General features: G+C 40.2%; 26 protein-coding genes and 2 tRNA genes. 24 read left to right on the top strand and 4 right to left on the bottom strand.

Translation table 11 applies throughout. The annotated features are described in order from the left end of the window. The first annotated feature begins 43 nt into the window (after positions 1–43). On the top strand, positions 44–985 hold the full coding sequence (locus PGP85_RS20545) for a hexose kinase (RefSeq protein WP_270329094.1): 942 nt from the start codon (positions 44–46) through the stop codon (positions 983–985). A gap of 11 nt (positions 986–996) precedes the next feature. Here the strand turns inward: PGP85_RS20545 and PGP85_RS20540 are convergent, their stop codons facing one another. Beyond that, entirely contained in the window at positions 997–1,707 is a 711-nt protein-coding gene (locus tag PGP85_RS20540; RefSeq protein WP_010743218.1) for a GntR family transcriptional regulator, read from the bottom strand. A gap of 169 nt (positions 1,708–1,876) precedes the next feature. Here PGP85_RS20540 and PGP85_RS20535 point away from each other — a divergent pair, with 169 nt between their 5' ends. The 7 genes from PGP85_RS20535 to PGP85_RS20505 all read left to right on the top strand — a co-directional run bounded on the left by PGP85_RS20535 (position 1,877) and on the right by PGP85_RS20505 (position 7,777). Next, positions 1,877–3,655 carry a glycoside hydrolase family 35 protein gene (locus PGP85_RS20535; RefSeq protein WP_270329092.1) on the top strand — a complete coding sequence of 593 codons (1,779 nt, stop codon included), beginning with the start codon at positions 1,877–1,879 and terminating at the stop codon, positions 3,653–3,655. A gap of 2 nt (positions 3,656–3,657) precedes the next feature. Continuing rightward, positions 3,658–4,137 (top strand): PTS system mannose/fructose/N-acetylgalactosamine-transporter subunit IIB, encoded by a 480-nt coding sequence (locus PGP85_RS20530; RefSeq protein ID WP_010743220.1) that lies wholly within the window; start codon positions 3,658–3,660, stop codon positions 4,135–4,137. Positions 4,138–4,149: 12 nt separating this feature from the next. Further along, positions 4,150–5,049: a PTS mannose/fructose/sorbose/N-acetylgalactosamine transporter subunit IIC gene (locus tag PGP85_RS20525; RefSeq protein ID WP_090402973.1), complete on the top strand. Its 900-nt coding sequence runs from the start codon at positions 4,150–4,152 to the stop codon at positions 5,047–5,049. Beyond that, positions 5,036–5,845, top strand: coding sequence for a PTS system mannose/fructose/sorbose family transporter subunit IID (locus PGP85_RS20520; protein WP_090402972.1), 810 nt, complete (start codon positions 5,036–5,038; stop codon positions 5,843–5,845). The genes PGP85_RS20525 and PGP85_RS20520 overlap by 14 nt, the downstream gene beginning before the upstream one ends. 46 nt (positions 5,846–5,891) lie before the next feature. Continuing rightward, positions 5,892–6,293 (top strand): PTS sugar transporter subunit IIA, encoded by a 402-nt coding sequence (locus PGP85_RS20515; RefSeq protein WP_010743223.1) that lies wholly within the window; start codon positions 5,892–5,894, stop codon positions 6,291–6,293. A gap of 126 nt (positions 6,294–6,419) precedes the next feature. Next, positions 6,420–7,013 (top strand): helix-turn-helix domain-containing protein, encoded by a 594-nt coding sequence (locus PGP85_RS20510; RefSeq protein ID WP_270329090.1) that lies wholly within the window; start codon positions 6,420–6,422, stop codon positions 7,011–7,013. A gap of 182 nt (positions 7,014–7,195) precedes the next feature. After that, positions 7,196–7,777: a phosphatase PAP2 family protein gene (locus PGP85_RS20505; protein WP_270329089.1), complete on the top strand. Its 582-nt coding sequence runs from the start codon at positions 7,196–7,198 to the stop codon at positions 7,775–7,777. Positions 7,778–7,796: 19 nt separating this feature from the next. On the opposite strand, the gene PGP85_RS20500 is transcribed toward PGP85_RS20505, so the two are convergent. Together PGP85_RS20500 and PGP85_RS20495 are read right to left on the bottom strand one after the other, a co-directional pair. Beyond that, positions 7,797–7,869: transfer RNA gene (locus PGP85_RS20500), tRNA-Thr, on the bottom strand. A 117-nt stretch (positions 7,870–7,986) separates the two neighbouring features. Next, positions 7,987–9,150, bottom strand: coding sequence for a serine hydrolase domain-containing protein (locus tag PGP85_RS20495; RefSeq protein ID WP_270329088.1), 1,164 nt, complete (start codon positions 9,148–9,150; stop codon positions 7,987–7,989). A 127-nt stretch (positions 9,151–9,277) separates the two neighbouring features. Here PGP85_RS20495 and PGP85_RS20490 point away from each other — a divergent pair. The 6 genes from PGP85_RS20490 (at position 9,278) to PGP85_RS20465 (ending at position 14,361) form a co-directional block, all read left to right on the top strand. Further along, a tRNA-Asn gene (locus PGP85_RS20490) sits at positions 9,278–9,351 on the top strand. A gap of 178 nt (positions 9,352–9,529) precedes the next feature. Next, a complete protein-coding gene (locus tag PGP85_RS20485) occupies positions 9,530–10,501 on the top strand; it encodes an acyltransferase family protein (protein WP_270329087.1) in 972 nt (323 codons plus the stop codon). A 54-nt stretch (positions 10,502–10,555) separates the two neighbouring features. Beyond that, positions 10,556–11,884, top strand: coding sequence for a C1 family peptidase (locus PGP85_RS20480; protein ID WP_270329086.1), 1,329 nt, complete (start codon positions 10,556–10,558; stop codon positions 11,882–11,884). A 107-nt stretch (positions 11,885–11,991) separates the two neighbouring features. Continuing rightward, complete coding sequence (locus PGP85_RS20475; protein WP_270329085.1) at positions 11,992–12,777, top strand: tyrosine-protein phosphatase; 786 nt, start codon at positions 11,992–11,994, stop codon at positions 12,775–12,777. A 12-nt stretch (positions 12,778–12,789) separates the two neighbouring features. After that, positions 12,790–13,623: a fructosamine kinase family protein gene (locus PGP85_RS20470; RefSeq protein ID WP_010743230.1), complete on the top strand. Its 834-nt coding sequence runs from the start codon at positions 12,790–12,792 to the stop codon at positions 13,621–13,623. After that, positions 13,624–14,361 (top strand): acyl-[acyl-carrier-protein] thioesterase, encoded by a 738-nt coding sequence (locus tag PGP85_RS20465; protein WP_270329084.1) that lies wholly within the window; start codon positions 13,624–13,626, stop codon positions 14,359–14,361. A 30-nt stretch (positions 14,362–14,391) separates the two neighbouring features. On the opposite strand, the gene PGP85_RS20460 is transcribed toward PGP85_RS20465, so the two are convergent. Further along, positions 14,392–15,366 carry an asparaginase gene (locus PGP85_RS20460; RefSeq protein ID WP_270329082.1) on the bottom strand — a complete coding sequence of 325 codons (975 nt, stop codon included), beginning with the start codon at positions 15,364–15,366 and terminating at the stop codon, positions 14,392–14,394. Between the two features lie 89 nt (positions 15,367–15,455). Here PGP85_RS20460 and PGP85_RS20455 point away from each other — a divergent pair, with 89 nt between their 5' ends. The 10 genes from PGP85_RS20455 to PGP85_RS20410 all read left to right on the top strand — a co-directional run bounded on the left by PGP85_RS20455 (position 15,456) and on the right by PGP85_RS20410 (position 25,621). Continuing rightward, positions 15,456–16,286 (top strand): DUF72 domain-containing protein, encoded by an 831-nt coding sequence (locus PGP85_RS20455; RefSeq protein ID WP_270329081.1) that lies wholly within the window; start codon positions 15,456–15,458, stop codon positions 16,284–16,286. Between the two features lie 13 nt (positions 16,287–16,299). After that, on the top strand, positions 16,300–17,136 hold the full coding sequence (locus PGP85_RS20450) for a Cof-type HAD-IIB family hydrolase (protein ID WP_251865806.1): 837 nt from the start codon (positions 16,300–16,302) through the stop codon (positions 17,134–17,136). Between the two features lie 88 nt (positions 17,137–17,224). Beyond that, a complete protein-coding gene (locus PGP85_RS20445) occupies positions 17,225–17,725 on the top strand; it encodes a pyrophosphohydrolase domain-containing protein (protein WP_270329080.1) in 501 nt (166 codons plus the stop codon). A gap of 441 nt (positions 17,726–18,166) precedes the next feature. Then, the gene (locus PGP85_RS20440) at positions 18,167–18,550 is read left to right on the top strand and encodes a hypothetical protein (RefSeq protein WP_270329079.1); all 384 of its coding nucleotides are present in this window, start codon (positions 18,167–18,169) and stop codon (positions 18,548–18,550) included. Beyond that, the gene (locus tag PGP85_RS20435) at positions 18,547–19,311 is read left to right on the top strand and encodes a WxL domain-containing protein (protein WP_270329078.1); all 765 of its coding nucleotides are present in this window, start codon (positions 18,547–18,549) and stop codon (positions 19,309–19,311) included. The genes PGP85_RS20440 and PGP85_RS20435 overlap by 4 nt, the downstream gene beginning before the upstream one ends. Positions 19,312–19,353: 42 nt before the next feature. Beyond that, positions 19,354–20,124: a WxL domain-containing protein gene (locus tag PGP85_RS20430; RefSeq protein WP_010743238.1), complete on the top strand. Its 771-nt coding sequence runs from the start codon at positions 19,354–19,356 to the stop codon at positions 20,122–20,124. A 48-nt stretch (positions 20,125–20,172) separates the two neighbouring features. Then, positions 20,173–23,166, top strand: coding sequence for an Ig-like domain-containing protein (locus PGP85_RS20425; RefSeq protein ID WP_270329077.1), 2,994 nt, complete (start codon positions 20,173–20,175; stop codon positions 23,164–23,166). A gap of 39 nt (positions 23,167–23,205) precedes the next feature. Continuing rightward, on the top strand, positions 23,206–24,003 hold the full coding sequence (locus tag PGP85_RS20420) for a WxL domain-containing protein (RefSeq protein ID WP_010743240.1): 798 nt from the start codon (positions 23,206–23,208) through the stop codon (positions 24,001–24,003). A gap of 108 nt (positions 24,004–24,111) precedes the next feature. Continuing rightward, a complete protein-coding gene (locus PGP85_RS20415) occupies positions 24,112–25,098 on the top strand; it encodes a DUF916 and DUF3324 domain-containing protein (RefSeq protein ID WP_270329076.1) in 987 nt (328 codons plus the stop codon). Positions 25,099–25,192: 94 nt separating this feature from the next. Beyond that, positions 25,193–25,621 (top strand): hypothetical protein, encoded by a 429-nt coding sequence (locus tag PGP85_RS20410; RefSeq protein ID WP_270329075.1) that lies wholly within the window; start codon positions 25,193–25,195, stop codon positions 25,619–25,621. The last annotated feature ends 32 nt before the right edge of the window (positions 25,622–25,653 follow it).

The following is a 25,653-nucleotide window of genomic DNA, read 5'->3' as shown; positions in this document are numbered from 1 at the left end:
TACACGGCAGGAAAAAATAAATTAGGAATTAGGAGGTGATTTCGTGATAGTAACGGTAACGATGAATCCTTCGATTGATATTTCCTACCCTTTAGCTACCTTGAAAATCGATACTGTTAATCGAACCAATAAGGTAACAAAGACGGCCGGTGGAAAAGGACTCAATGTGACCCGCGTCATTCATGATTTGGGCGGGGATGTTTTGGCGACCGGTGTTCTTGGAGGCTTTCATGGAGCATACATCGCGGAAGAATTAAAAAAAGCAGGGATCAAGCAAGACTTTACACCAATTGCTGAAGAAAGTCGCGATTCCATTGCGATTCTGCATGAAGGCAATCAGACTGAGATTTTAGAATCTGGTCCGACAGTCTCAGAAGATGAACAGGCCGCCTTTTTGGAAAAGTTCGAAGAGTTGATAAAACAAGCGGATATTGTAACAATCTCTGGCAGTCTAGCAAAGGGATTCCCGTCAGACTTTTATCAGAAACTAGTCCAAATTGCGCAACAGCACGCAGTAAAGGCTTTAGTAGATACCTCTGGTGAAAGTTTGAAACAGGTTATAACAGCCAAACAAAAACCTTATTTAATCAAACCGAACTTGGAAGAGTTAGAGGCTTTATTGGGACAAGCGTTTTCTTTAGAAGAGCTGGATGATATTCAGGCAGCATTGTCTCAACCTCTATTTGAAGAGATCGAATGGATTGTTGTTTCTTTAGGGAAACATGGGGCTATTGCCAAATATCAAGACACTTTTTATCGCGTAAAAATTCCAACAATTCAGGTAGTTAATCCGGTTGGTTCCGGTGATTCAACGATCGCAGGCTTTGCTTATGGACTATCGAAAGCGATGCCTCCGATGGATCTGTTGAAGATGTGCATGGCGACCGGGATGGCAAATGCCCAAGAAAACAAGACCGGACATGTCGATCCAGCCAACGTGAAAAACCATTTTGAAAAAATAACCGTAAAAAAGATCGAGCGTTAGCTCGATCTGCATTAATTTGTTTTTGAAACCAGTTCGATCTTGTAGAAGTTCCATTTCTTATAGGTCTCAACGTATTCCAGTACTTGTTGAGTATCCCGCCGTTTTGTTACTCGAATCTGTAAAACGGTCGGTTCGTCGGTAGAAATTTGTAGTTTTTCGGCCTCCTCGTTAGGAGTAGGAAATTTGATTTCATTGGTTTCGGTAAAATTCTCTTCGTTCATATGAATGTTGTAATCCAATTTGAAGCGCTGATAAATTGAGCTATAGTAGCCTAATTCCGGAAAATTCGAATTTACATATTGTTCCGGTAAATACGTCCGATGATACATGTAAGGGACGTCTTCTGTGGTACGCAACCGTTCAATACAATAATAGAAAGCAGTATCCGACAGCTCTAGCTTGCTCAAAAATTCTGGATCATTGCCGCGAACGATCGATAGCACTTGTACTTGATCGTGGCTGATGGGAAATAATTCTATATCGGAAAATTCGACTACTTTTCCCTTCCGAGCTCGGGAGACGAAGGAGCCGCGCCCTTGATGACGAACCAGAAAACCGTCCTTCACTAAATCATTTAATGCGCGAATAACTGTGATCGAGCTGACTTTGAACATCTCTGCCAATTCTGCTTCGGTATAAAACTTGTCGCCATTTTCAAATTTACCAGAAATGATTTGCTGCTTCAGCTCATCTTTGATGATTTGATATTTTGGGATTGCCATAATATTCCTCCAAATAATGAATAGGGACTAAAAATTTCATTAGAATAGTTTGAGTTCCCTCTATGGCTTGATTTTAACACATCAGAAGAGAATAGAAAGGATTGACTTTCTATTTAAAATAATTTAATATATTAATATATTAAAAACGCTTTCATTGAGGAGTGAGCTTTTGGATACTTTTGAAATTAAAGAAGAGTTTCTTTTGAATGGAGAACCTTTCAAGATTATGTCTGGAGCGATTCATTATTTCCGGGTCGATCCTGCCGATTGGTATCATTCATTATATAACTTGAAGGCCTTAGGATTTAATACGGTTGAGACCTACGTACCGTGGAATTTGCATGAACCGAAAAAGAATGACTTCCATTTTGAGGGCATTTTGGATTTGGAACGGTTTTTATCGACTGCTCAGGATTTGGGGCTCTATGCAATTGTTCGACCTGCACCTTACATTTGTGCCGAGTGGGAGTTTGGCGGTTTTCCAGCATGGCTCTTAAATGAATCAACTCGAATCCGTTCAAATGAAACCGTTTATTTGAATCATGTCGCTGACTATTATGATGTTCTGCTGAAAAAGATTGTGCCGCATCAGCTTTCTAATGGCGGCAATATCCTAATGATCCAAATTGAAAATGAATACGGTTCCTATGGAGAAGAGAAAGAATATCTGCGTTCGGTTCGTGACCTGCTGATTGAGCGAGACATTACAGCGCCGCTTTTCACATCAGATGGTCCTTGGCGGGCGACTTTGCGAGCTGGCAGCATGATCGATGAAGATATTTTAGTTACTGGCAATTTTGGTTCTAAAGCAAAAGAGAATTTCGCATCGATGCAAAGTTTCTTTGATGAACATGACAAGAAATGGCCGTTAATGTGTATGGAGTTTTGGGATGGCTGGTTTAATCGCTGGAAAGAACCCATCATTCAACGCGACCCGCAAGAATTGGCTGAGGCAGTGAGAGAGGTCCTAGTCCAGGGAAGTATCAACTTGTACATGTTTCATGGGGGAACCAATTTTAGTTTTATGAATGGCAGCTCTGCTCGCGGAGTGATTGATTTACCGCAGATCACTTCCTATGATTACGGCGCGCCACTAGACGAACAAGGAAATCCAACTAAGAAATATTATGCGATCCAAAAGATGATCCGCGAGAATTATCCTGAGATTCCGCAAATGGAACCGCTGATTAAGCAGACGATGGAAAAGGAAAGTATTCCTTTAACTGATAAGGTTAGTTTGTTTGCTACGTTGGAGACTTTCAGCGAACCTGTTCGCTCGAAGTATCCGCAAACAATGGAGCAGTTAGGCCAAAATACCGGGTACTTGCTGTATCGAACGACAATTGAAAAAGACGCGGAAGAAGAAAGATTGAGAGTGATTGATGGTCGCGACCGCAGCCAGCTGTTTGTCAATCAGGAGCTGAAGGCGACACAGTATCAAACGGAGATAGGCGAGGATATAACCGTTCCTTTGAAACAAGCGAACAACCAAATCGATGTTTTAATCGAAAACATGGGGCGAGTCAATTACGGTCATAAATTATTTGCGGATACTCAGAAAAAAGGAATTCGTACCGGAGTGATGGCGGATCTGCATTTTATTACTAATTGGGAGCACTATTGTCTGCCGTTGGATTCATGTGAGAACATCGATTATTCAAAAGAGTGGCAGGCCAATCAGCCAAGTTTTTATCGCTATGAGGTAGCTTTGGAGGAAGTTGAAGATTGTTTTCTTGATTTAGCAAAATTTGGTAAAGGTGTCGTTTTCGTTAATCAAACGAATATCGGCCGTTTCTGGGAAGTGGGACCTACGCTTTCACTATACATTCCTAAAGGGTTGCTAAACAAAGGAAACAACGAGATCGTCATTTTCGAAACTGAAGGCACGTATCAACCTGAAATAAGTTTATTAAAAGAACCACTATATATAGAAATGAAAGAGGGATAAGCATGAGTATTATCGGAGTAAGAATTGATGGACGCTTGATTCACGGACAGGTGGCAAATTTGTGGACGACGAAATTGAACATTTCCCGCATTATGGTTATTGATGATGAAGTCGCTCAAAATGACATTGAAAAAAGTGGATTGAAACTTGCGACACCAGCCGGCGTGAAATTGAGCGTATTGCCAATCGAAAAAGCGGCACATAATATTTTAGCTGGTAAATATGATTCTCAACGATTATTGATCGTCGTGCGTAAACCAGACCGTTTGTTAAAACTAGTTGAGTTAGGTGTACCGATTGAAGAGATCAACGTAGGGAATATGTCGCAATCGAATGAAACACGTTCAATTACAAAGTCAATCAATGTTGTTGATCAGGACGTGGATGTATTTAATGAACTGAACCATAAAGGTGTTCGCTTGATTGCACAAATGGTCCCAAGTGATAAAGCAGAAGACTTTATGAGTCTTTTAGCGAAATAGGAGGGTAATACAATGGATATCTTATGGTGGCAGATCTTATTATTAACATTATATGCAGGGTATCAAATTTTAGATGAGCTGCAAGTTTATTCTTCATTAAGCGCCCCCGTTTTTGCCGGATTATTTGCCGGATTAGTCATGGGAGACTTAAAAGCTGGACTTATTATTGGTGGTAGTATGCAATTGACCGTTTTAGGTGTCGGTACATTTGGCGGGGCATCAAAAATCGATGCGAACTCCGGGACAATTTTGGCAACAGCCTTTTCCGTAGCATTAGGCATGAATCCTGAACAAGCGATTGCAGCCATCGCAGTACCGGTTGCCAGCTTGATGATTCAATTGGACATCTTGGCTCGTTTTGCCAATACGTACTTTGCACATCGGATCGATAAATTAGTTGAGGATATGAATTATAAAGGTATCGAACGGAACTTCTTAATGGGTGCTCTTCCATGGTCCTTATCTCGTATGACACCAGTCTTTCTAGCCTTGGCTTTCGGTGGCGGCTTAGTAGAAAAAGTTGTGGCTGTCTTAAATGGTGATTTAAAATGGTTAGGTGATGGGTTATCAGTAGCTGGTGCAGTTTTGCCAGCAGTCGGGTTTGCAATTTTATTACGTTACTTGCCAGTCAAAAAACATTTTCCTTATTTGATTCTGGGCTTCACATTGACGGCCTTATTAGGAACGGTCTTCACCAATATGCAATTATTGGGAACGGGAGTCGCTAGTGTGGTGAAAGACTTCAGCGGCGTCTTCAATGCACTGCCAATGTTAGCAGTTGCGTTGATTGGTTTTGCCTTGGCCGCAATCAGCTATAAGAATGGGCAGATGATACCAAATGCGCCCGCACCGAAAAAAGATGATGCTTCCAATGATGCAGATGAAGGAGAGATCGAAGATGACGAAATCTAATTACAAGTTGACGAAGGAAGATTTTAAGCAGATCAATCGCAGAAGCTTGTTCACTTTCCAGCTAGGTTGGAACTATGAACGGATGCAAGGATCAGGGTATCTTTACACGATTTTGCCGCAGCTGCGCAAGATCTATGGCGATGATACACCAGAATTGAAAGAAGTAATGAAAACCCATACACAATTTTTTAATACGTCGAATTTCTTCAATACGATCATTACTGGGATCGATCTGGCGATCGAAGAAAAAGAAGGAATCGGTGGTAAACAGACAGTTTCAGGGTTAAAAGCAGGGTTGATGGGACCTTTCGCTGCAATCGGAGATTCGATCTTTGCGGCTTTAATTCCAACGATCTTTGGCGCTCTAGCTGCCAATATGGCGATCAATGGAAATCCAACCGGGATCTTTATTTGGATCATCGCACAAATCGCGGTCATGATCTTTCGTTGGAAACAGTTGGAATTTGCTTATCGTGAAGGAATCTCGCTCGTTACAACGATGCAGCATCGTTTGACCGCTTTAACTGATGCAGCGACTTTACTTGGGGTCTTCATGGTCGGAGCACTTGTTGCAACCATGATTAATGTAAAATTCTCTTGGGCACCAAGTATTGGCGATGTTACGCTAAACATGCAAAACAATTTAGACATGATCTTGCCACGCTTATTGCCAGCTGGTATCGTCGGTGGTGTTTATTGGATGCTAGGTAAAAAGAATATGACTTCTACCAAAGCAATCTTTATCGTTTTAATTGTTTGTGTGGCTTTGTCTGCCTTAGGTGTAATTTCTAAATAATACCATTTGAATTGTCAGTTTCAGCAGAATGTAACGGAGGAATTATATGGGCAAAAATTTAGTTTTAGTCAGTCATGGACTCTTTTGCGAGGAATTAAAAAAGAGTACAGAAATGATTATGGGGCCGCAAGAAAACATTTATACAGTCGGTTTGCTTCCTTCAGAATCAGCAGAAGACTTTCGTGTCAAATTTGAAGCAGTGATTGCCGAGTTAGATGAGTTTGTCGTCTTGGCGGACTTAATGGGCGGTACTCCTTGCAACGTTGTTTCGCGAATGATTTTAGAAGGACAAGCAATCGATTTGTATGCTGGAATGAATATGCCGATGGTAATTGATTTTATCAACAGTGAAATGATCGGCACAGAACTTGCGCTAGTAGAATCAGCTACAAATAATATTTGTCACGTTAACGAACGAATCAATAGTGATGATGACGAAGACGAATAAACTATAGCAATGAGTGAAAGAATCAGCGATATTTCTGCTGATTCTTTTTTTGTCCGAAAAAGAAATTTCTATTATGGTATGATTTATGGACAAAACCATTGTTGAAAGAGAATTTGGAGGAATGTTGTGTATTTCAATGAAAAACTAAAACAATTACGCCAGAATAGAGAGTGGACACAGGAAGAATTAGCGGATAAGCTGTTTATTTCCAGAACGGCCGTTTCGAAGTGGGAGTCGGGTAGAGGGTTTCCCAGTATTGAGTCACTCAAGGCTATTTCTAAGGTTTTTGATATCTCGATTGATGAATTACTTTCTAATCGCGAGTTGATCTCGATTGCAGAAAACGATAAGAAAAGGCAGAAACAAAAGTTCCAGCAGCTGCTATTAGGTATTTTAGACTGTATGGTTGGGTTGCTGATACTGCTCCCTATTTTTGGACAAGCTAGAGGAGATGGTATTGCATTTGTAACAATGTGGCATTTATATCCTGAGACCCTATTTCTAAAAACGATTCTTATGATCTTTATTATTTTAACTATCTCGTTTGGATTGTACGAGCTCGTTTCTTCTAATAGGGAACGGAAAGTGAACAAGGAAATTTCCCTAATTTTGACATTGATCGGCATACTTCTATTCATCATGACCAGACATCCTTACCCTGCTACTTATATGTTAATGATTTTAGCAACCAAGGTGGGATTCCTATTAAAAAGCCAATGACACGCATCGTCACGTCTATGTGACGATGCGCTTCTTTTTGTTTATTGATAATCTTGCTACTTTTTAGTTGGATAGCTGCCAAATAAAAAGTTAGGAGCATAAGAAGCAGATGAAAGAAAAAGGCGTTACACCTACCGATAGGATTATTTCTATTTTTTATTTTGTACACGATTTGTTTAAAAATGATCGATGTACAGCAAATTGGACCGCGACATTCTGAGATAGGATTTGCGGCAATCAATCAATTTTTCTCTAGTACGATCGGAACTCATTCATTTTGGTATCAAGTAACGGAGATATTAGGAATTTTTCCTTTGTTACTCATGGGCTATTTTGCGCTTCGCGGATTTCTACAATTATGTATTCGCAAGAAAATTAGCTTGATTGACCAGAAAATTCTTGGATTAGGATTTTTATACGCGGCTATAGCTGGCTTTTATATCTTTTTTGAAAAGGTTGTGATCAATTATCGACCGATTTTAGTGGAGGGGCAATTAGAGGCTTCTTATCCATCAAGTCATACATTTCTTGCTGTTTCCGTTTTACTTTCAGCCTTTTATCTATTGAGCAAGGAAGAGGGAATGCTCAAAAAGTATTTATCCTATCTATGCATTATAGGAATGGTTGCGCTTGTCATAGGAAGAATTGTATCCGGAGTCCACTGGATAACTGATATTTTTGGAGGAACAGTTTTGGGGCTGTCACTTGTCCAATTTTATCTTGTGTTGTTTGTAAGGAAATTAAGCATAAAAAAGGAACGTTGATTTCTCAACGTTCCTAGGAAGCCACCTGTCGGATTTGAACCGACGACCCCCACCTTACCATGGTGGTGCTCTACCAGCTGAGCTAAGGCGGCATAGTTATTTAACACAAGATATAGAATAGCGAAGAAAAGGCTGTTTGTCAACTGCTTAAACAGAAAAAAAGTTGCTATCGAATGATCTGAAATCTTTATTTATACTAGGGCCGCCGCTTAAGAAACTGCGGCAACCTTAGTATATAACTGACCAACGAAATCATCGTACCCTTTAGGTTGAGTCCAAACATTTGATAGCAAGATGATTCCGTTTTTTCCATCTTTTGAAAAATCAGCGACTGTTTCGAAGCGAGCTTTAACGCCGCGTGTATGGTATCTGTTTGCCAATGTATAGAGACCGCTGGCATATTTTTCTCCTAAATAGGTATGCAAAAGCTCAGCACGATCTTGACTTGTTAAATAGCGATCGTTGAAGAGATTTTGAAAGTATTGATACAGATCGCCTGAGGACATAAAGACGTTTCCTGTGCCAAGCTCATCAGCATAAGACGATGCGGTCGTCGGTGCGTAGACCGGGCCATTGGCTGATTGCGAATAGGATAGAGCTTGATCCTTATTCGATTCAGAATAGAAATCAGTCTCTTTTAATTCCATCGGATCTTTCAATACCTTATCAAATAAAGAATTGTAATCCGTTTGATAGATTTGTTCTAAAATGCCTGCTAGCAAGACATAATTAACTGGTTGATAAGAATAACCGGCATTTGGAGAAACAGTCGTTTGGCGAAGTGTTTCGGAAAGTATTTCTTTTGTATCGGTTGTATTTAGTGTTTCGATTTTTTTTTCGTCGATTCGCAAACCAGAACTCATATTCAACATATCTTTAATAGAAATATTTTCGCTATTAGGTACTTGAGGGAAAAAGGCACTAAGCTTTTCGTCCAAGAACAATTTACCTGATTTGACGGCTTGCATAATCAGATAAGCAGTTTGTCCTTTTTGAACAGACCCAATACAATATTGTGTGGCAATTGTATTATGAATTTTTTTGGCCTGATCTTTCCAACCATAGGCTTTGTTCAAAATGACTTTGCCTTGTTGAAAAACTAGAACGGTCCCGCTAAAGTTTTTTTCTACTAAAGCTTGTTCAATATTAGCCGAAACGGCATTTTTTGGTTCGATTGGTTGTTTATTTTTGAAGCCATTCGATGTTTCGGGCAAGCTGACAAGCTCGGTATCCGTATTTTTTTCCGCGGCGGCCTGTTGCTTGCGAGCGTGCTCAATGTAGATCCCGCTTAACGCTAGAATAACTATTAATAGAATTGAAAGACCGAGTCTTAGCTTGATGTTTTTTCTTTTTCGATGAAGTCGTCTGGGCATAAAAATTCTCCTAGTTCGTGTTAGTGTACTTTTCTCACAATGTAATGAAATGCGCGACTGATCTTTTAATAAGAACAATCTATGATTGCATGATGATTTAAAAATTGATATGATAATAAAGTATTCTTCCGGCATAGCTCAGTTGGTAGTAGCGCATGACTGTTAATCATGATGTCGTAGGTTCGAGTCCTACTGCCGGAGTTTTTAGAGACAATTTTATTGTCTCTATTTTTTTACACCTAAAAAATGAAGTTTTTGTGAATAAAGTCTTTAAATGTGAGGGAAATGTTGAGGAAAGCATGACCTTTTTTTAAAACTAGCGCAATCCTTTTGAAACTGGTAAAAATCCTCGTTATACTCAAAATTGAGGGGGGATAAAATGGAAAAACGCGATGCCTATTTTGACAACGCAAAACTTTTTTTGATGATCTTAGTTGTATTCGGACATTTCTTGCAACCGTTTGTGAATGATCATCCAGTATATAATGATTTGTACTATTTCATTTTTACTTTCCATATGCCGGCCTTCATTTTAATTTCAGGCTACTTTGCGAAAAGCGGCCCCAAACCAATCATGAGTCTGGTAAAAAAATTGCTGCTTCCGTATATCTTTTTTCAACTACTTTATTCCGGCTATTATACATTGATCGGTTTGCAGGATTCCTTTAGTTTAGACCTTGGTATCCCGCAATGGTCTTTATGGTTTTTATTGAGTTTGTTCTGCTGGAATGTCTTTCTTCATCTCACGAAGCGTTTCACTGTTAAACAAGTTTTGATTGCCAGCGTAATTCTTGCACTACTAGTCGGCTATTTTCCGATTTTTGATCGTTACTTAGCCATTCAGCGGACATTGACGTTCTTCCCGTATTTCATGGTGGGATATGTGATTCCTAAAAGTTGGATTGAGAAACTGAGGTCTTATCCTAAAAAATGGTTGGCTATCCTGCTATTTAGCGGCTTGTTTCTGTTTATCCAAGGAAATGATTTGATTAACAAATATTGGGTATTCGGTTCTAAACCGTATGAAGACTATTTAAATCATCCCTTGCTTGGAGGTCCGCAGCGATTGCTTTTCTTTGCAGCCGGTTTGATTGGTATCAGCGCCTTTTTGATGCTGGTACCCCAAGGCCGCTACTTCTTTTCTAACTGGGGAAGAAATACGCTGACGGTGTATTTACTCCATGGATTTTTAGTTAAGGGACTGCGGGCGCTAGATTTTGATTTTGAAATTAGTTCCGTAGAAGTCCTGCTGCTGTTTATTGGAAGTATGCTGTTAACGGCGGCATTATCCAGTAAAAAAGTCGGTCGCTGGATCGTTCGAGGAAAGCGAGCATTACAGCCAAGCTTGTAAACTAATTGTCTCTTTGACTCATTAAGCGTAAAATGAGGCCAAGGAGGCTTTTTTATGGCAAAAATTGAAAATGAACGAACTGAAGCTTTTCGTGAAGCTTTTGAAAAAAATTCTAAACAAGTCGCATTGCAACGAAGCGTTGTAAAAAACGGGATTCGTGCCTCTGCCGAAAATATACAAACACATGTTGAAAATACTCCGGTCTTTTCGATTGATCTTGCGACAGGCAAAGTAGCGAATCAAAAACAATCCGGTCGTTGCTGGATGTTCGCGGCACTAAATACCTTCCGTCATAAAATGTTGACGACATTCCAATTGAAAGACTTCGAGCTTTCACAAAACTATACGTTTTTTTGGGATAAATACGAAAAGGCAAATTATTTCTATGAAAATATTTTAAAGACAGCGGAACAACCTACATCGAGTCGCGAAGTTGCTTTTCTTTTGCAAACACCGCAACAAGATGGCGGTCAATGGGATATGATCGTGTCCCTTTTTCAAAAATATGGGGTCGTACCGAAAAGTGTGATGCCAGAAAGCAGCAACAGCTCGAACTCTCGCGATTTAAATAATTATCTGAACAAACTATTGCGTAAACATGCTGTTTTATTACGCCAAATGGCAGCAGAGGAAGCGACAGATGAGGAGATACAAGCCAATCGTGAAGCGATGCTGCAAGAAGTCTATAATCTTTTAGCGATTTCATTGGGGACTCCGCCGGATAATTTTGACTTTGAATATCGTGATGATGAAAAGAACTATCATTTGGATCAAGCATTAACACCGCAAAGTTTTTATGAGAAGTATGTTGGTGTAAATTTAGATGATTATGTAAGTATTATCAATGCACCAACGGAAGACAAACCGTTTATGAAGTCCTACACTGTCGATATGTTAGGCAATGTGGTAGGCGACAAACCAGTAAAATATTTGAATCTTGAAATGGACGAGTTTAAGGCTTTAGCTGTTAGACAATTGGAACAAGGAGAATCTGTTTGGTTCGGTTGTGATGTCGGTCAATCTTCCACTCGCGATAGCGGTATTATGGCATTAGATGCGTATGATGTTGATGATTTGTTTGATGTTGATTTGACAATGACCAAAGCGGAACGGTTGGATTATGGTGAAAGTATGATGACCCACGCGATGGTTTTGACGGGTGTCGATTTGATTGATGACCAAGCGAAAAAATGGAAAGTTGAAAATAGTTGGGGCGAAAAAGTCGGTGAGAAGGGATTCTTTGTTATGAGTGACGAATGGATGGATGAATACACGTATCAAATCGTTGTTCGCAAAGAATTTTTAACGCAAGAACAATTGGCCGCCTTTGAGGCAGAACCAACTGTTTTAGCTCCGTGGGACCCAATGGGTGCCTTGGCATAACTCAGAAGGGACTTGAAACAAGCGCGCTTGTTTTAAGTCCTTTTTGGATTGGAAAAGCGTTTTCTTCTGGGTTGTGCTATACTTTTAGCAAAAAGGAGGTTTGTTGAATGCCTAAACTTTTAGCGGTTCGACATGCTGAAAATCTACGGGAATTGGGTGGTTATGAGACAAAGGATGGGCGTAAAGTTGCTCATCGCAAACTAATCCGCTCTGCCAGTATCAATCATTTAGACACCCAAGATAAGAATTATTTAAGCGAGTATGGGATCAAAAAGGTTGTTGATTTTCGTTCACTTGAAGAACGGAATGCTCAACCAGATCAAGAGATACCAGAAGCAAAAAATATTTTTTTACCAATTTTTCCTATTAAGGAGACAAAAACAGCTTCGGCTTCACCTAAAAAAATGATGCAGCGTATGCAAGATGGTGAGGATGCTCTTCAGCAAATGGTTGAAGTATACAAGCATTTTGTAACAGACACGCATGTTCGCGGACAATACCGCAAATTTTTTGATTTAGTATTGGACAACGAGGGAACAGATGAAAGCTTGCTGTTTCATTGTACAGCGGGAAAGGATCGGACGGGATTCGCAGCGATTCTTTTATTGAACTGTCTAGACGTGGATAGTGAAACGATCGTGCAAGATTATATGGCGACAAATCGTTATTTAAAAAAAGTTATACAAGAAATGTATAAGAAGGCGGAATTGGCAGGACTGCCAGCTGAATCGCTACATGGTATTGAAGACATGATGTCTGCTAAGGAAGTCTATTTGCAGACTAGTTTTGAACAAATTAAAGAACACTATGGAACCGTAGCACAGTTTATTCACGAAGGGATTGGAGTATCAGCACCAGAAATCAAAGACCTACAAAAAATTTACTTGTTGTAAGGAGTTGACGAGATGGATGAATTGTTAAATTATCTACAATTACAATCAAAAGCAGTGCCAATCGGTGGTGGAGATATCAATCAGGCATATCGTGTAACAGATGGCAAACAAAACTTTTTTTTGAAATATCATCCTCAAATGTCGGCAGATTTCTTTCAAGCAGAGGTCGACGGCTTAGCCGAGTTGAGCAATGCTGTGCGAGTACCGAAAACGTATCAACATGGAAGCTTTGCCGGGGGGGCCTTTCTTTTGATGGAATGGATCGAACCAGGCGAAGGCGACCAAAAAGACTTGGCGCGTGATCTTAGCAAACTGCATGGGATAAAAGCGATTAAGTTTGGCTATAAAAGAAATAATTTTATGGGCTTACTACCACAGATTAATACACGCTCTTCTGATTGGTGGGACTTCTATTTTACTAATCGTTTAGGCGTTCAAATTGAAATTGCCAATGGACGAAATCGCTGGACAGCCCAACGAGAAAAAAATTATCAGTTATTTAAAGAGTGGGTTTATCAAAATTGGGGTACAATGTCTTTTGAACCAACTTTATTGCACGGAGATTTCTGGAGCGGAAATACCTTTTTCGATGTCGACGGTCAGCCGGTCTTTGTTGACCCGGCAGTTTCTTACGGACATCGGGAAATGGATCTCGCGATGTCACAACTTTTTGGCGGATTTCGTCAGGAATTTATCGACAGCTACCAAGAAATTCTACCGATGCGCGAAGGCTGGCAAGATCGACTAACGGTCTATCAGTTTTACTATCTGCTTGTTCACCTGAATATTTTTGGTGAAAGTTATGGGGATGCGGTAGATCGTGTCTTAGCTTTAGGAGGAAAGTAATTGGGAAAAAGATACACCATGAATCACGAAGTCGCTTATTATGAGTGCGATATCAATCAAAATATGACGTTTCCTGCTCTATTGAGTGTCGCTATCAAGGCATCATCGGATCAAAGCGATGAATTGCAGCGGGGAACAGAGTACATCAATACTTTAGGCATCACATGGGTGATTACGCAAACGGAAGTAAAGATTAACCGACTGCCCCAAGTTGGCGAAGAGATTACAGTCGTGACCGAACCAACAGAATTCAATCGCTATTTCTGCTATCGAAGCTATTGGATATATGATTTAGCTGGAACGGAATTATTGAAGATTGAGATGTCTTTTGTTTTGATGGATATAGAAAATCGGAAAATGAGCAGTGTCGACGCCGAACTTATGGCGCCTTACGAATCACCAAAAACCAAAAAAATTCGTCGCTGGCCAAAAAATGAAAAAGTTGAAGAGGAACAAAGAAAACTGTATCACGTACGATATTATGATCTTGATAGCAATCATCATGTTAATAACGCCATGTATTTCAATTGGTTGATCGATGTGCTGGGCTATGACTTTATGACACAACACGAACCGACGTATGTAAATGTCAAATTTGATAAAGAAGTATTGTATGGAAATGATATTGAGAGTTTTTATGAGATCATTGAAGGTGATGAAGTAAAAACGCGTCACGAAATTCGTCTAGGCGATCAGCTTGCATGCGAAGCGAATATCTTATGGCAAAAAAGAAGCTGAATCGAATTTATTTCGATTCAACTTCTTTTTTTATTCTTCCATAAATTGTTTCAGTTCTGCTTTTGATAAATGGGCATTTAATGCGATCAATAATTTTAAACGAGCCTTTTGACTATTGATACCATTGCAGAAGATCACTCCGTGTTGCGCTAATTCAATGCCACCACCATGATAATCGTAAACTGGTTCAGCGATCCCGTTGAAGCAGCGAGAAACTAAAACAATCGGCAGCCCTTTTTCTAATAAATGATAAACAGGCGGCAATGTTTGCGGCGGCAAATTTCCAGCACCTAATGCTTCAACTACGAGTCCATCAACTGTGATCCCTTGGTCAAGGATTTTGAAGAAATCTCCCTGCATTCCAGCAAAAACTTTTACGATCGGAATCATCGCATCGTAACTGTTGATATCATAATGCGTTGCTTTAGGTAATTCCTGCTTGAAAAGAATTTTTGATTTTGTGACCAGACCGATTGGCCCTAAAGTCGGTGTTCTAAAAGTTGCGACATTGGTCGTGTGTGTTTTGGTTACATAACGCGCACTATGGACTTCATCATTCATGACAACAAGAACACCTTTACCGACAGCATTGTCTGAAGCGGCGACACGAATCGCACATTCAAAATTGTAGAGACCGTCACTGCCTAATTCATTGATGGAGCGCATTGCACCAGTTAAGATGATCGGCATCAGATCGCCAATCGTTATTTCAAGAAAATAGGCCGTTTCTTCTAAGGTATCTGTTCCATGAGTGATGACTACGCTGTCGAGACCTTCTTTTTTCGCAGCTTTGATTCGTTCCTTTAATTGAAACATGGTCTCAACCGTAATATGGGGAGAAGGAAGGTTAGAAAAATCTTCCACGATTAATTCAATATCCGCGGGCAGTCGCAATTCTTGACCTGCCGCCAATAAAGGATTTTTTTTATCCGGGCGTACAGCACCATCAGCGTCTTGGCTCATCGAGATTGTTCCGCCTGTATGTAAAATCAAAATCCGTTTCATCTTCATTACTCCATTCGTTATTTGCGCATTTTCGCTAATTTTTTGCTATGTTTATTGTATACTATGAAACAAGTGGAGGCTAGGATACTATGATTCGAATTGGATTAACTTCTTTTAATGAACACAGCAGTTTGACAGGTAAGAAGACCTCTTCCTTGTATGAATATGCTGGTTACCTGCCCTTGGTAGAGCTGGATACAAATTATTATGGGATTACCAGTAAGAGCTCCGTCGAAAATTGGCTGGCGCAAGTTCCGGAAGAATTTCGATTTGTTGTGAAGCTCTATGCCGGATTTACTGGGCAAAGTAAATGGCAGGATAGCTATCCTTCAATGGCGGCGATGCAGGAGCATTTTTTAGAAACACTGCAGCCTATGATCGAAAGCGGAAAGTTATTTTGCTTTTTAGCTCAATTTCCTGCACAATTTAAGTGTACGAAAAAGAATGTTGGGTATTTAGAAACACTGCGAGAATTATTTCCCGATTTACCAATGGCAATCGAGCTGCGGGATTATAGCTGGTATGCTAAAGGGTTTCTCGAAAAGACCCAGCAGTTGATGCGAAAGCTGAATTTTAGTTTGGTGATGGTGGATGAACCGCAGCTGCCAGACACGGTTCCTTTAGACAATACGGTGACCAACAAGAGTTTCAGCCTATTTCGTCTTCACGGCAGGAATCAAGCTTATTGGAATGATCGTACTGGGGATTGGCGCAAGAAGCGCACGTTGTACCGTTATAATGAAGCCGAGCTGAAAGTATTAGGCGAAAAAATTCAGCAAGCTGCAAATGACTCTGATCAAGTCGGTGTCATATTTAACAATAATTCCGGCGGAGATGCCGCTGATAATGCGATGCAGTTAAAAAAAATTCTTCAATTGGATTACGAAGGATTGAATCCAAGTCAAATTGATTTATTTTAAACGAGGGAGTGCCATGATAAAAGCTATTTTTTTTGATATTGACGGAACCTTGATCACGAAGGATTCAAAGGTACTGGATAGTACACGTGAAGCCGTTCGCTTAGCCCAAAAACAAGGGATTCTTTGTGGCGTCGCGACTGGCCGAGGTCCGGTAAAAATCGAAGAGCGGATCGAGCAAATGCCATTAGATGTCTTTGTTATGTACAATGGGCAGCTGGTGTATACCAAGCAGAAAGATATCTATCAGCGTTCCTTTGCTGAGGAAACACTACAGCAAATCGTGAATTTTGCCGATAATGAGCATCGTCAAATTATTTTTGGCGGTCGTGACCGCGTTGATGGAAGTCATTTAATGAAATGGTCACAAAACTCTTTGCTTAAAAAAATAGCAGGGTGGATGCCTAAATGGTTCCCTGTAAGACCAGCAAGAAGATTGTTGCAGTCCTTTAGCCCTAATCGTGAAAAAGGCCGCTACAAAAAATTAGCAATTTTAGCGGAACCCATTTATCAATGTGTCCTTTTTAGTGCTGAAACTGAAGCAGAACGTTTACAAGAACTGCTGCCGGATTGCTCTTTCCAACGCTCAAACCCTTACTCTGTCGATATCGTTCCAAAGAACGGCTCGAAGTATCGCGGTATTTTAGAATTTACCGAGGCTTCAGGAATTAAGATAGAAGAAGTCATGGTTTTTGGCGATCACTACAATGATATCGAGATGATTCAAAAGGTCGGCATCGGCGTGGCCATGGGAAATGCTCTCACGGAGGTTAAAACCCAAGCGGATTATGTTACCGCAACCAATGAAAATGACGGTATTTATAAAGCAATGAAGCATTTCGGAATAATTTAATTTCTTGTAGCTTTCTTACTTTCACAAAACTAACTGAAGGATCAAAGACGATAAGTTAGTAATAACCAATGAGTATGAGGTGTATATAATGGACGGACTATATCAAATGGCAAGAGAATTTCATGAGACGTTTGCGCCAGCGCCGCCTAAAAAACCGCAAGCTTTTTCGCGAGAACGAGGAAGTTTTCGAGCTGGGTTCAAGGCTGAGGAAATTGTGGAATTTTTATATGGTGTAGCAGAAGGTGATGAAGTCGAGTTTAATGACTTGGTTGAGCAACTTCACCAGAGCATCGAGCAAGCAAAGGAAAAGGTTTTGACTAAAGCAGAACCTGTGAAAGATCCGCTGGTAGCAGAAGTTGATGCGTTGACGGATCTGCTTTATTTTACTTATGGCTCATTTGCTTTAATCGGTGTCGATCCCAAACCAATTTTTGAGATTGTTCATCGTGCCAACATGGGAAAACTTTTCCCTGATGGCAAACCACGCTACCATCCGATCACGAATAAAGTCATGAAACCGGATGATTGGCAGGAAAAGTATGCACCAGAACCGTTGATCAAAAGAGAGTTGGATAGACAAAGAAAATAGTTCCATCAATTGGTCTTTAATAGGAAGCAAGGATAGTCATTGATTGAGAATAAAGGTGTCGCGAGAGAAACTATTTCGCGGCACCTTTTATTTTTTTTGCCATGATTTATACCGTTTTTTACAGTAAGATTTGTTGATTCATGCGTAAAAAAAAGCGATTTTAAATTTTTGAGAATGGAATGATCACTTTTTACAAAAAAAAATTGAGACAGGGACAACTTTAAAATTATGTGAAAAAAACAAAAAAACATTCTAGTTTCTATTTATTTTTCTGAGGTGTAAAATTGTCCTCGATGAAATATGTAGGTGAATAGGTTGTTTTTTTATTTTTTGTTTATAGAAAAAATAAAATAGAAACGATCATGGTTCTATTGTATTATTCTCTCAGTTCACTACGCGTATTTCATTAAGCTGTGAACAAGAATTGAAAGGAGAAAAGACATGACAAGAAAATTTTTTATCGGTTTAGTGCTGTTCGCTTTACTGGTAGTTCCTATAACAGTGACTAATGCCGCGGAATCTCATGACTACCATTCGCATGGCGAAGCCACTTTCTTTGGAAAATATGACTATCCCAGTGAATCTGAGAATCAGAATAATACCCATAGTGATAGACCTGGCAACAACCATGGGCAATCGTCAAATCATTCCGCCATTGCCGGAAATGAACAGTCGCCAAATTATTCTGCCTCGGGACATCAAGTAATACCACCCATGGGTGATCAACGTTATGTAATGATTCAAATAATAGGAACGCTTGTTATTTTTACTGTTTTTTCAATTCTACTAATAAATAAAAGAATAGAAGGAGATCGGAAATCATGAAAAAAACATTATTTTTTGCGACAGCTGGATTGTTACTAAGTATTGGCGCTTCAACTTTGACCGCGCAAGCAGTGGAACTGCCCCAATCTGTCAATTCTAAAGGGACGGTCAGCTTTAAAGCTAGTGAAAAACCAAATCCGCCAGTCGATCCAGAAAATCCGGATCCAGAAAACCCAGTTGATCCAGAACAACCACCAACCGGAACTGCGGGTCCACTATCCATTGATTATGTTTCCAATTTCAAATTTGGTGAACAGGAAATTACAACGAAAGATGAGACTTACGCTGCCGCTACTGAAAAAATTCAACCAGTAAACTCAGAAGGCAAACCAACGGGGGCTGCTAAACAAGGACCTATGTATGTTCAGATCACCGATAAACGCGGGACTCTTGCAGGGTGGAAACTGTCTTTAAAACAAAATGCTCAATTTATGACAGCTGACAAAGATGAACTGGCTGGTGCAAGTTTGAAATTCACTAAAGCAGAAGTTGCTTCCAATATAGACGATGCCAAATATAAACCAACTGCACAAGCGGAAGTTGCTCTTGTTCCGGGGACAGAAGTTCCTAACGTTGTGGATGCTGCAAAAGGTCAAGGTGCCGGTACTTGGGTTTATCGTTTTGGTTCTGACGAAGCATCTGCCAAAGATGCCGTCAAACTGGAAGTCCCAGGTAAGACAGTTAAATTGGCTAAGGAATATAGTACGGAGTTGACGTGGACATTGTCTTCTACTCCAGATAACGGTTCTGAAAATCCATAGTTTGCGAAGCTGCATTTTTGATAAAAGGAAGTGTGTCATTACATGAAATATCTAGCACTTTTCAGTTTCGCAATGTTAAGTATCTCAGCTGCGGCGATTGCTCCTACAGCGGAAGCAAAAGAGTATCATTCAAATGGAATTGTTGAGTTTGTTCCTAATGATGAAATAACACCGCCGGTTGATCCGGAAAATCCAGACCCAGAAAAGCCGGTCGATCCAGTGGATCCGACTGAACCCGGCGGTGAACCAGAACCAGGAACAGCAGGTCCGCTATCGATTGATTATGTCTCGAGTTTTGATTTTGGTAAAAATAAAATATCCAATAAAGATGAAACCTACTATGCTATGGCACAGCACTATAATGGGCATTCAGACTCGCCCAACTATCTTCAAGTGACGGATAATCGTGGAACAAATGGTGGTTGGACTCTAACAGTAGCGCAGAATGGACAATTTATGGCTGAGAAAAAAGTGCAGCATAATAATTTATTAGGCGCTCAAATTACGTTAGCAGATCCAGAATTGAAATCAAACGCAAGAAGTGTGCTGAAACCGGATGCCGCATCCACTATCCACGTTGATCCAGCCGGAGCTGTTTCACTAGTACTGACAGCAAAATCAGGAATAGGATCAGGAACTTGGGATGAATATTGGGGGAAAGTTGAACCATTTGTTAGTAAAAGTGTCTTGCCTAAGCAAAGCTACAATATTACGAAAGCAGTGTCTTTAAGCGTACCTGGAAGTACGCCTAAAGATGCGGTTACGTATAAAACGAGCTTAACGTGGACGCTTAATGATATTCCTGAGAATTAGTGTATGAGTAATTTTTGTTTTGAAAAATAGAAAAGGAGGAGATTTGTAGTGTTTAGTAAGATAGCAAGTATCGTTCTTTCCGCTAGTCTGCTGCTGAGTATTCCGGTGTTAGCTGCTGCTGATGTTAACCAATCGGATTTTACAGAAACGCAGATTGAAAAGACTTCTGGAACAGAGTCTTCTGAGCCTACGCCGCCTTTAACCACAGATTCCAGTTCGACAGTATCAACAAGCTCCTCGGAAGGCTTACCATCGAAAGAAAATCTTGAGTTGGTTGAAGCAGAGCCGACCGATAATACTACCAGTGATCAACCTGCTGGAACTACAGATTCAAATGAAGAAACTGATCCAGTGACACCCAGAATACAAGATCTTGCCAAAAGTACAAAAGCCGCTGAATCGGTAGACACTTGGGCTGAACTGAAGACAGCTGTGCAGAATAAGAATATTACGGCAATTACTGTAACAACGGATCTGACAGCAAGCTCAACAGGGCCAAAAGTTGATCATGGGGTGGCTGTTGATTTTGGCAACCATCAGCTTGATATTAAAGGGTACGACTTTGATATTAAGGATACTGGTGCTTTGACACTTAAAGATTTGAAATTCACGGGAACGGGAGTGGGTAACTTAGCCGAAGGTGAAGGAAAACTAACTCTAATGGGAACAGTTAGTTCAGGTCCGGGCAATCATGCTGGTATCGCGGATATGAATACTGGGACGGTCGTTTTTGATGGAGTCGTGTTGACTTACGATCGTGATACTGCGATTGCTGGAGGCGTAATTGCAAAATTCTTTACAATTACCAATCAATCTCAAGTAACTTCCACAGCGATCCGTTTTTATGAAAATCAAGTTGCTGCCAGCGATGGGAGCCAAATCATTATTGAAAAAGGTTCGATCGTTAAAACGAATAGTGATAAAGGGAGTATTTCCGGACAAGTTTGGAAAGTTGAAAGACAAACCGATTTTTGGATTCGAGATGAGGGAACCAAACTGTTGATGGAAGGGAATATTGCCTATACCGGTGAAGACGGCGGGCTGTTTATTTTTAATGCAGCGAACTCAACGATGAATGTTTCTGATGGTGCTTATTTTGAAAGCCACTCACAAAAAGCGCCCGCATTATTGCTTCAAAGTAAGGGCGGTTCCTTCAATGTCAAAAATAAAGGAAAAATCAAGCTGATTTCCGATGGGCAATCCAATACGCTGGGAGCCACTTTACGTTTTAGATTAGATGGTGATATGACCTTTAATGTAGAAGATCATTCTTCCATTGAAGTAAATAAAACCGCAGGAAATGCACCAGCCATTCGAATGTATGGCGGGAATAATAAAATAAATGTTTCCGGCGGATCAGATTTTATCGTTACTAACCAAGGGGATGGATCGCCCAATGACCCTGGCGTTGATGCCGGCAATCAGGGGATCCTTTACACCGCTGGAGCCAATAACGAGTTCAATTTGAAAGATGAAAATTCTTCTGTCTTAATTGATGCTAAAAATGGCGCCGCGATTGATTCCAAAACGCACTCCATGAATATTGTCGCAGATCCAGGAACGTATTTCGTTACGCGGGGTGCGACGAATACAGCTGGTCGAGGAACTTTTAATGCTGGGGCATTGAATTTCACGATGAATCAAGTGAAGTATTTTGATTTTGCCAATCGTCGTTCTGGCGGGGGGAGAATCATTGAATCAAGTGCCAGTTCAAAATTTGAAAGTAATAAGGCGGATTTAGCTGTTTGGAATGCCGGATCAGATTTGAACGGTACTCCGACAAGGCAATGGTTCACGGTTGACTATAAGTTGTCGGGGACGGATCTGGCAAATTTAGATTCTTCGTCCAGTGCAACGATGTCTAGTGAGTTTGGGAAACTAACAAATTACTCGCGGATGATGGCCAATAATCAAGCAGCTGTAATTGAAGACTTACGTGTACCAACGAATGCAGATAAATATATTTACGCCCATGCCTCGGTACCAGAAGCAAAAGGCGAAATTCGCGATGCCTATGACAATGAGGTTCTGCTAAAAATCGGTATTTATGATACAACGGGCAAAGAGGTCGGCCAAGTTCAAGGAACGTCAGTCGGTTCGGCAATGAGTGTCTACGGGGATCCGGCGCGAGCTGGTATGTTCAAAATTGATTCCTCAGACAAAGACTTTCTTAAAGCGGGCTATACCATGAAGGTGTTAGAAGCTTGGTCAGGGCAGTATGAAGGAAAATGGATTCATCAGAGCCGACCAGAAGATATCAAAACAGATTCGGTTCTAACCTATGACGTAACACCGACAAAACCGGCTAAATTAGTTGGCAACGCGACAACGATTGCACCCGGAACTAAGGAATTACAAGGGACTGGTGAAGCAAATACCGATGTCAGCTTGACATTAAATGGTAAAGAAACAGGGCTGACTGCCAAAACAGACAGTTCTGGAAAATTTACTTTGACCTTACCAGATAACCTGAAGAAAAATGATGTTTTACAAATTTTCTTAAGAGATCATGCTGGAAAGGCCGAAATATCAAATCCGCCAGCTATCAACAATGCTGTCGGAAATATTGAGCCGGCGGAAGAGTTAACTTTTCATGATGCTGATTTCTTAGCCGCACTTAAAGTAAAAGTGGCGGGATCATTGGAATTTACTGCACCGAGTGCAATTGATTTTGGCATGAATGAAATTACTACCTCAACGCAGACGCTGACTCCCAAAATCACCGGGTCATTAGAAGTATCTGATACAAGAGGGGCAACTGCTGGTGATTGGCAGCTGCTGTTAAGTGAGAAAACGGGGCTAACCTCAGCTGATAACGACCTTAGCGGGCTGCTGGTTTATACAAATCAAGGCGGGAAAGTTTCAATTGGCTCGACACCAGCATTAGTAGAGAAAAGTGATAAGGACAGTAGATCGCAAGTTATTAGCGACAACTGGAATAAAGAATACGGATTGCACCTCGTTGTACCTGTAGAAAAACAATTAAAGGGTGACTACAACGGAACTCTTAATTGGACGTTGCAAGATGTTCCAGGAAACTAGAATTAAAAAAAGTTCATGTAAAAAAGGAGAATACAACAAATGAAATTAGGTAAAAATTTATTGATGTCAAGCTTGATCTTAGGTTCAATGTTCGCGGCACCAATCGCCACTCTTGCTGCAAACAATGGGGGCGAATACAAGTCAAATGGAGTAATCGAATATGTCCCTAGCACCGATCCAACCGATCCGGTTGACCCGACTGATCCAGAAAAGCCAGTTGATCCGACTGATCCAACAAACCCTGAAGGACCTAATCCAGGAACAAATGGACCTTTATCAATTGACTTTGCCTCAAGTTTTTACTTTGGCAAACAAAAGATCACTTCTCAAAATGAAACATACCATGCAGATGCGCAGTCTTACCAAATCTTAGGTGCTGATGGCAAACCGACAGGTGACGTTAAAAAAGGACCTAACTATGTTCAAATTACAGATAATCGCGGAACAGAAACAGGTTGGACATTAAAAGTGAAACAAGATGGTCAATTTCTTTCTGAAGGAAAACATGCAGAGGATAAACAAGCTGAATTAACTGGAGCTCAACTAGTCTTGAATAACGGGCATGTTGTGACAAATTCGGCTTCTGCAAAACCAACAGGTACGGCTAAAATTACTTTAGATCCAACAGGTGCTGAAGCTGACGTGATGGTTGCAAAAGATAAAGAAGGAGCCGGCACATACCTATTAGATTGGGGTACCGATGAAGCAACTGGGGGTCAATCTGTTGATCTTACAGTTCCTGGCTCAACAACAAAATATGCAGAAAAATACGCAACAAAATTAGTTTGGACATTAACAGATGTACCTGGAAATGGCAGCACAACGCCAAAATCATAGTCTTGATTGGATTATGTACTATAACAAAATGAACGAACAAATAGTAGTCAGAGCCATAAATTGTTCAATTTATGGCTTTAACTACTCTATACATAGGAGATTAGAACGATGAAAATCAAAAGAATACTGCCCTTTTTATTATTAATTATGCTTGCCCTTTTTACGCAGGCACCGATTAGCCATGCCAGTGAGTTTAATTTCGCGGTAACCCCAACAATTCCTGAAAACCAAATAGACAAGTCTAAGACTTATTATGATCTGGCGATGACGCCAGGGCAGCAACAAACCCTTGAGACAGTTTTACGTAATGATACGGATAAAGAGGTCAAAGTAGCTATGAGTACTGCGAGTGCTACGACTAATATCAATGGCGTTGTAGAATATGGCAAAAATGCAATCAAAGCAGATAAAAGCCTAAAATACAGTTTAGCCAATTATACAGAGCTTCCCAAAGAAGTTTTACTTAAACCACATACAGAATCTATTGTAAAAATCAAAGTTACCATGCCTAATGAAACATTTGATGGTGTGATGGCTGGCGGAATTACCTTTAAAGAAGTAAAAGACACTGCTCAAACAGACAGTTCATCAGATGAAAAGGGACTGGCAATCAAAAATGAGTATTCTTTTGTTGTTGCCTTACTGATGCGCCAATCAGAAAAGACAGTCCCAGCTAATTTAGTGCTGAACACGGTTAAGCCAGATCAAATTAATGCGCGGAATGTCATTTTATCTGATTTGCAAAATGATCGAATGACCTATATCAATCAAGTTGCTGTTGATGCTGAAATCACTCAAAAGGGCGACAAGCAAGTATTGTATTCAGAACATAAAGATGGACTACAAATTGCTCCTAACTCAACCTTCAGTCTGCCGGTCTCACTCAAAGGTGATCCGCTAAAAACTGGGGATTACCATATCAAAATAATTGCTTATGGAAATAAGAATACGGATGGTCAATTTACTCGAGGAAAAGATGTTCATTATAAAGATCGTTGGATTCTGGAAAAAGACTTCACGATTGATGGAACAAAAGCGAAAGAGCTGAACAAAAAGGATGTCTCGATTAAGAAAGACAATACCTGGATCATCTGATAAGTTGGTTCAGGTATTTAATGATTTTAATCGGATTCACTATGAGGCAATTTACTTTCCATTGAATACACTCTATTCTTTTGAGCGTTTTGATATGACATTTTTTAAAGATTCCTATTTTGAGTATTTTACTTTTTGCCAAAAATATTTGTCAGACCAGTCCTTTTTAAAATCTGAAGACTTGCTGGATGCCAGAATTTATCTTTTTTCCAAATATCTGCTTACCTTTATTATGTATATTCCTATGGAGGAGATATCCGAGCCGCTTTCCGTCTGTATCGATTTTTCTTTTGGCCAGCAGTACAATCAGTTTATTGCTCGAAATTTGTCTTTCTTTATAAATTTTGTCATCAACATAACGAATGTAGCTGATGATCAGACCGATTTAGTTATCACTGATCTGAATAAATTGTACGACAAAAGGCATAGTGAAAAGATTTTGTGGTTAGCACCTCCAAGAGCGACCGATTGGGCCAATCTGGCTAAACGACTAATTGAAATTCGAGCTGGAAAAAGAAAATAAGTAAAAACAGTATAAGCTTAAGTAAATCGGTA

Source organism: Enterococcus malodoratus, from assembly GCF_027659535.1.
Taxonomy (GTDB): Bacteria; Bacillota; Bacilli; order Lactobacillales; family Enterococcaceae; genus Enterococcus_A; species Enterococcus_A malodoratus.
This window is presented reverse-complemented; position numbering and strand designations above follow the sequence as displayed.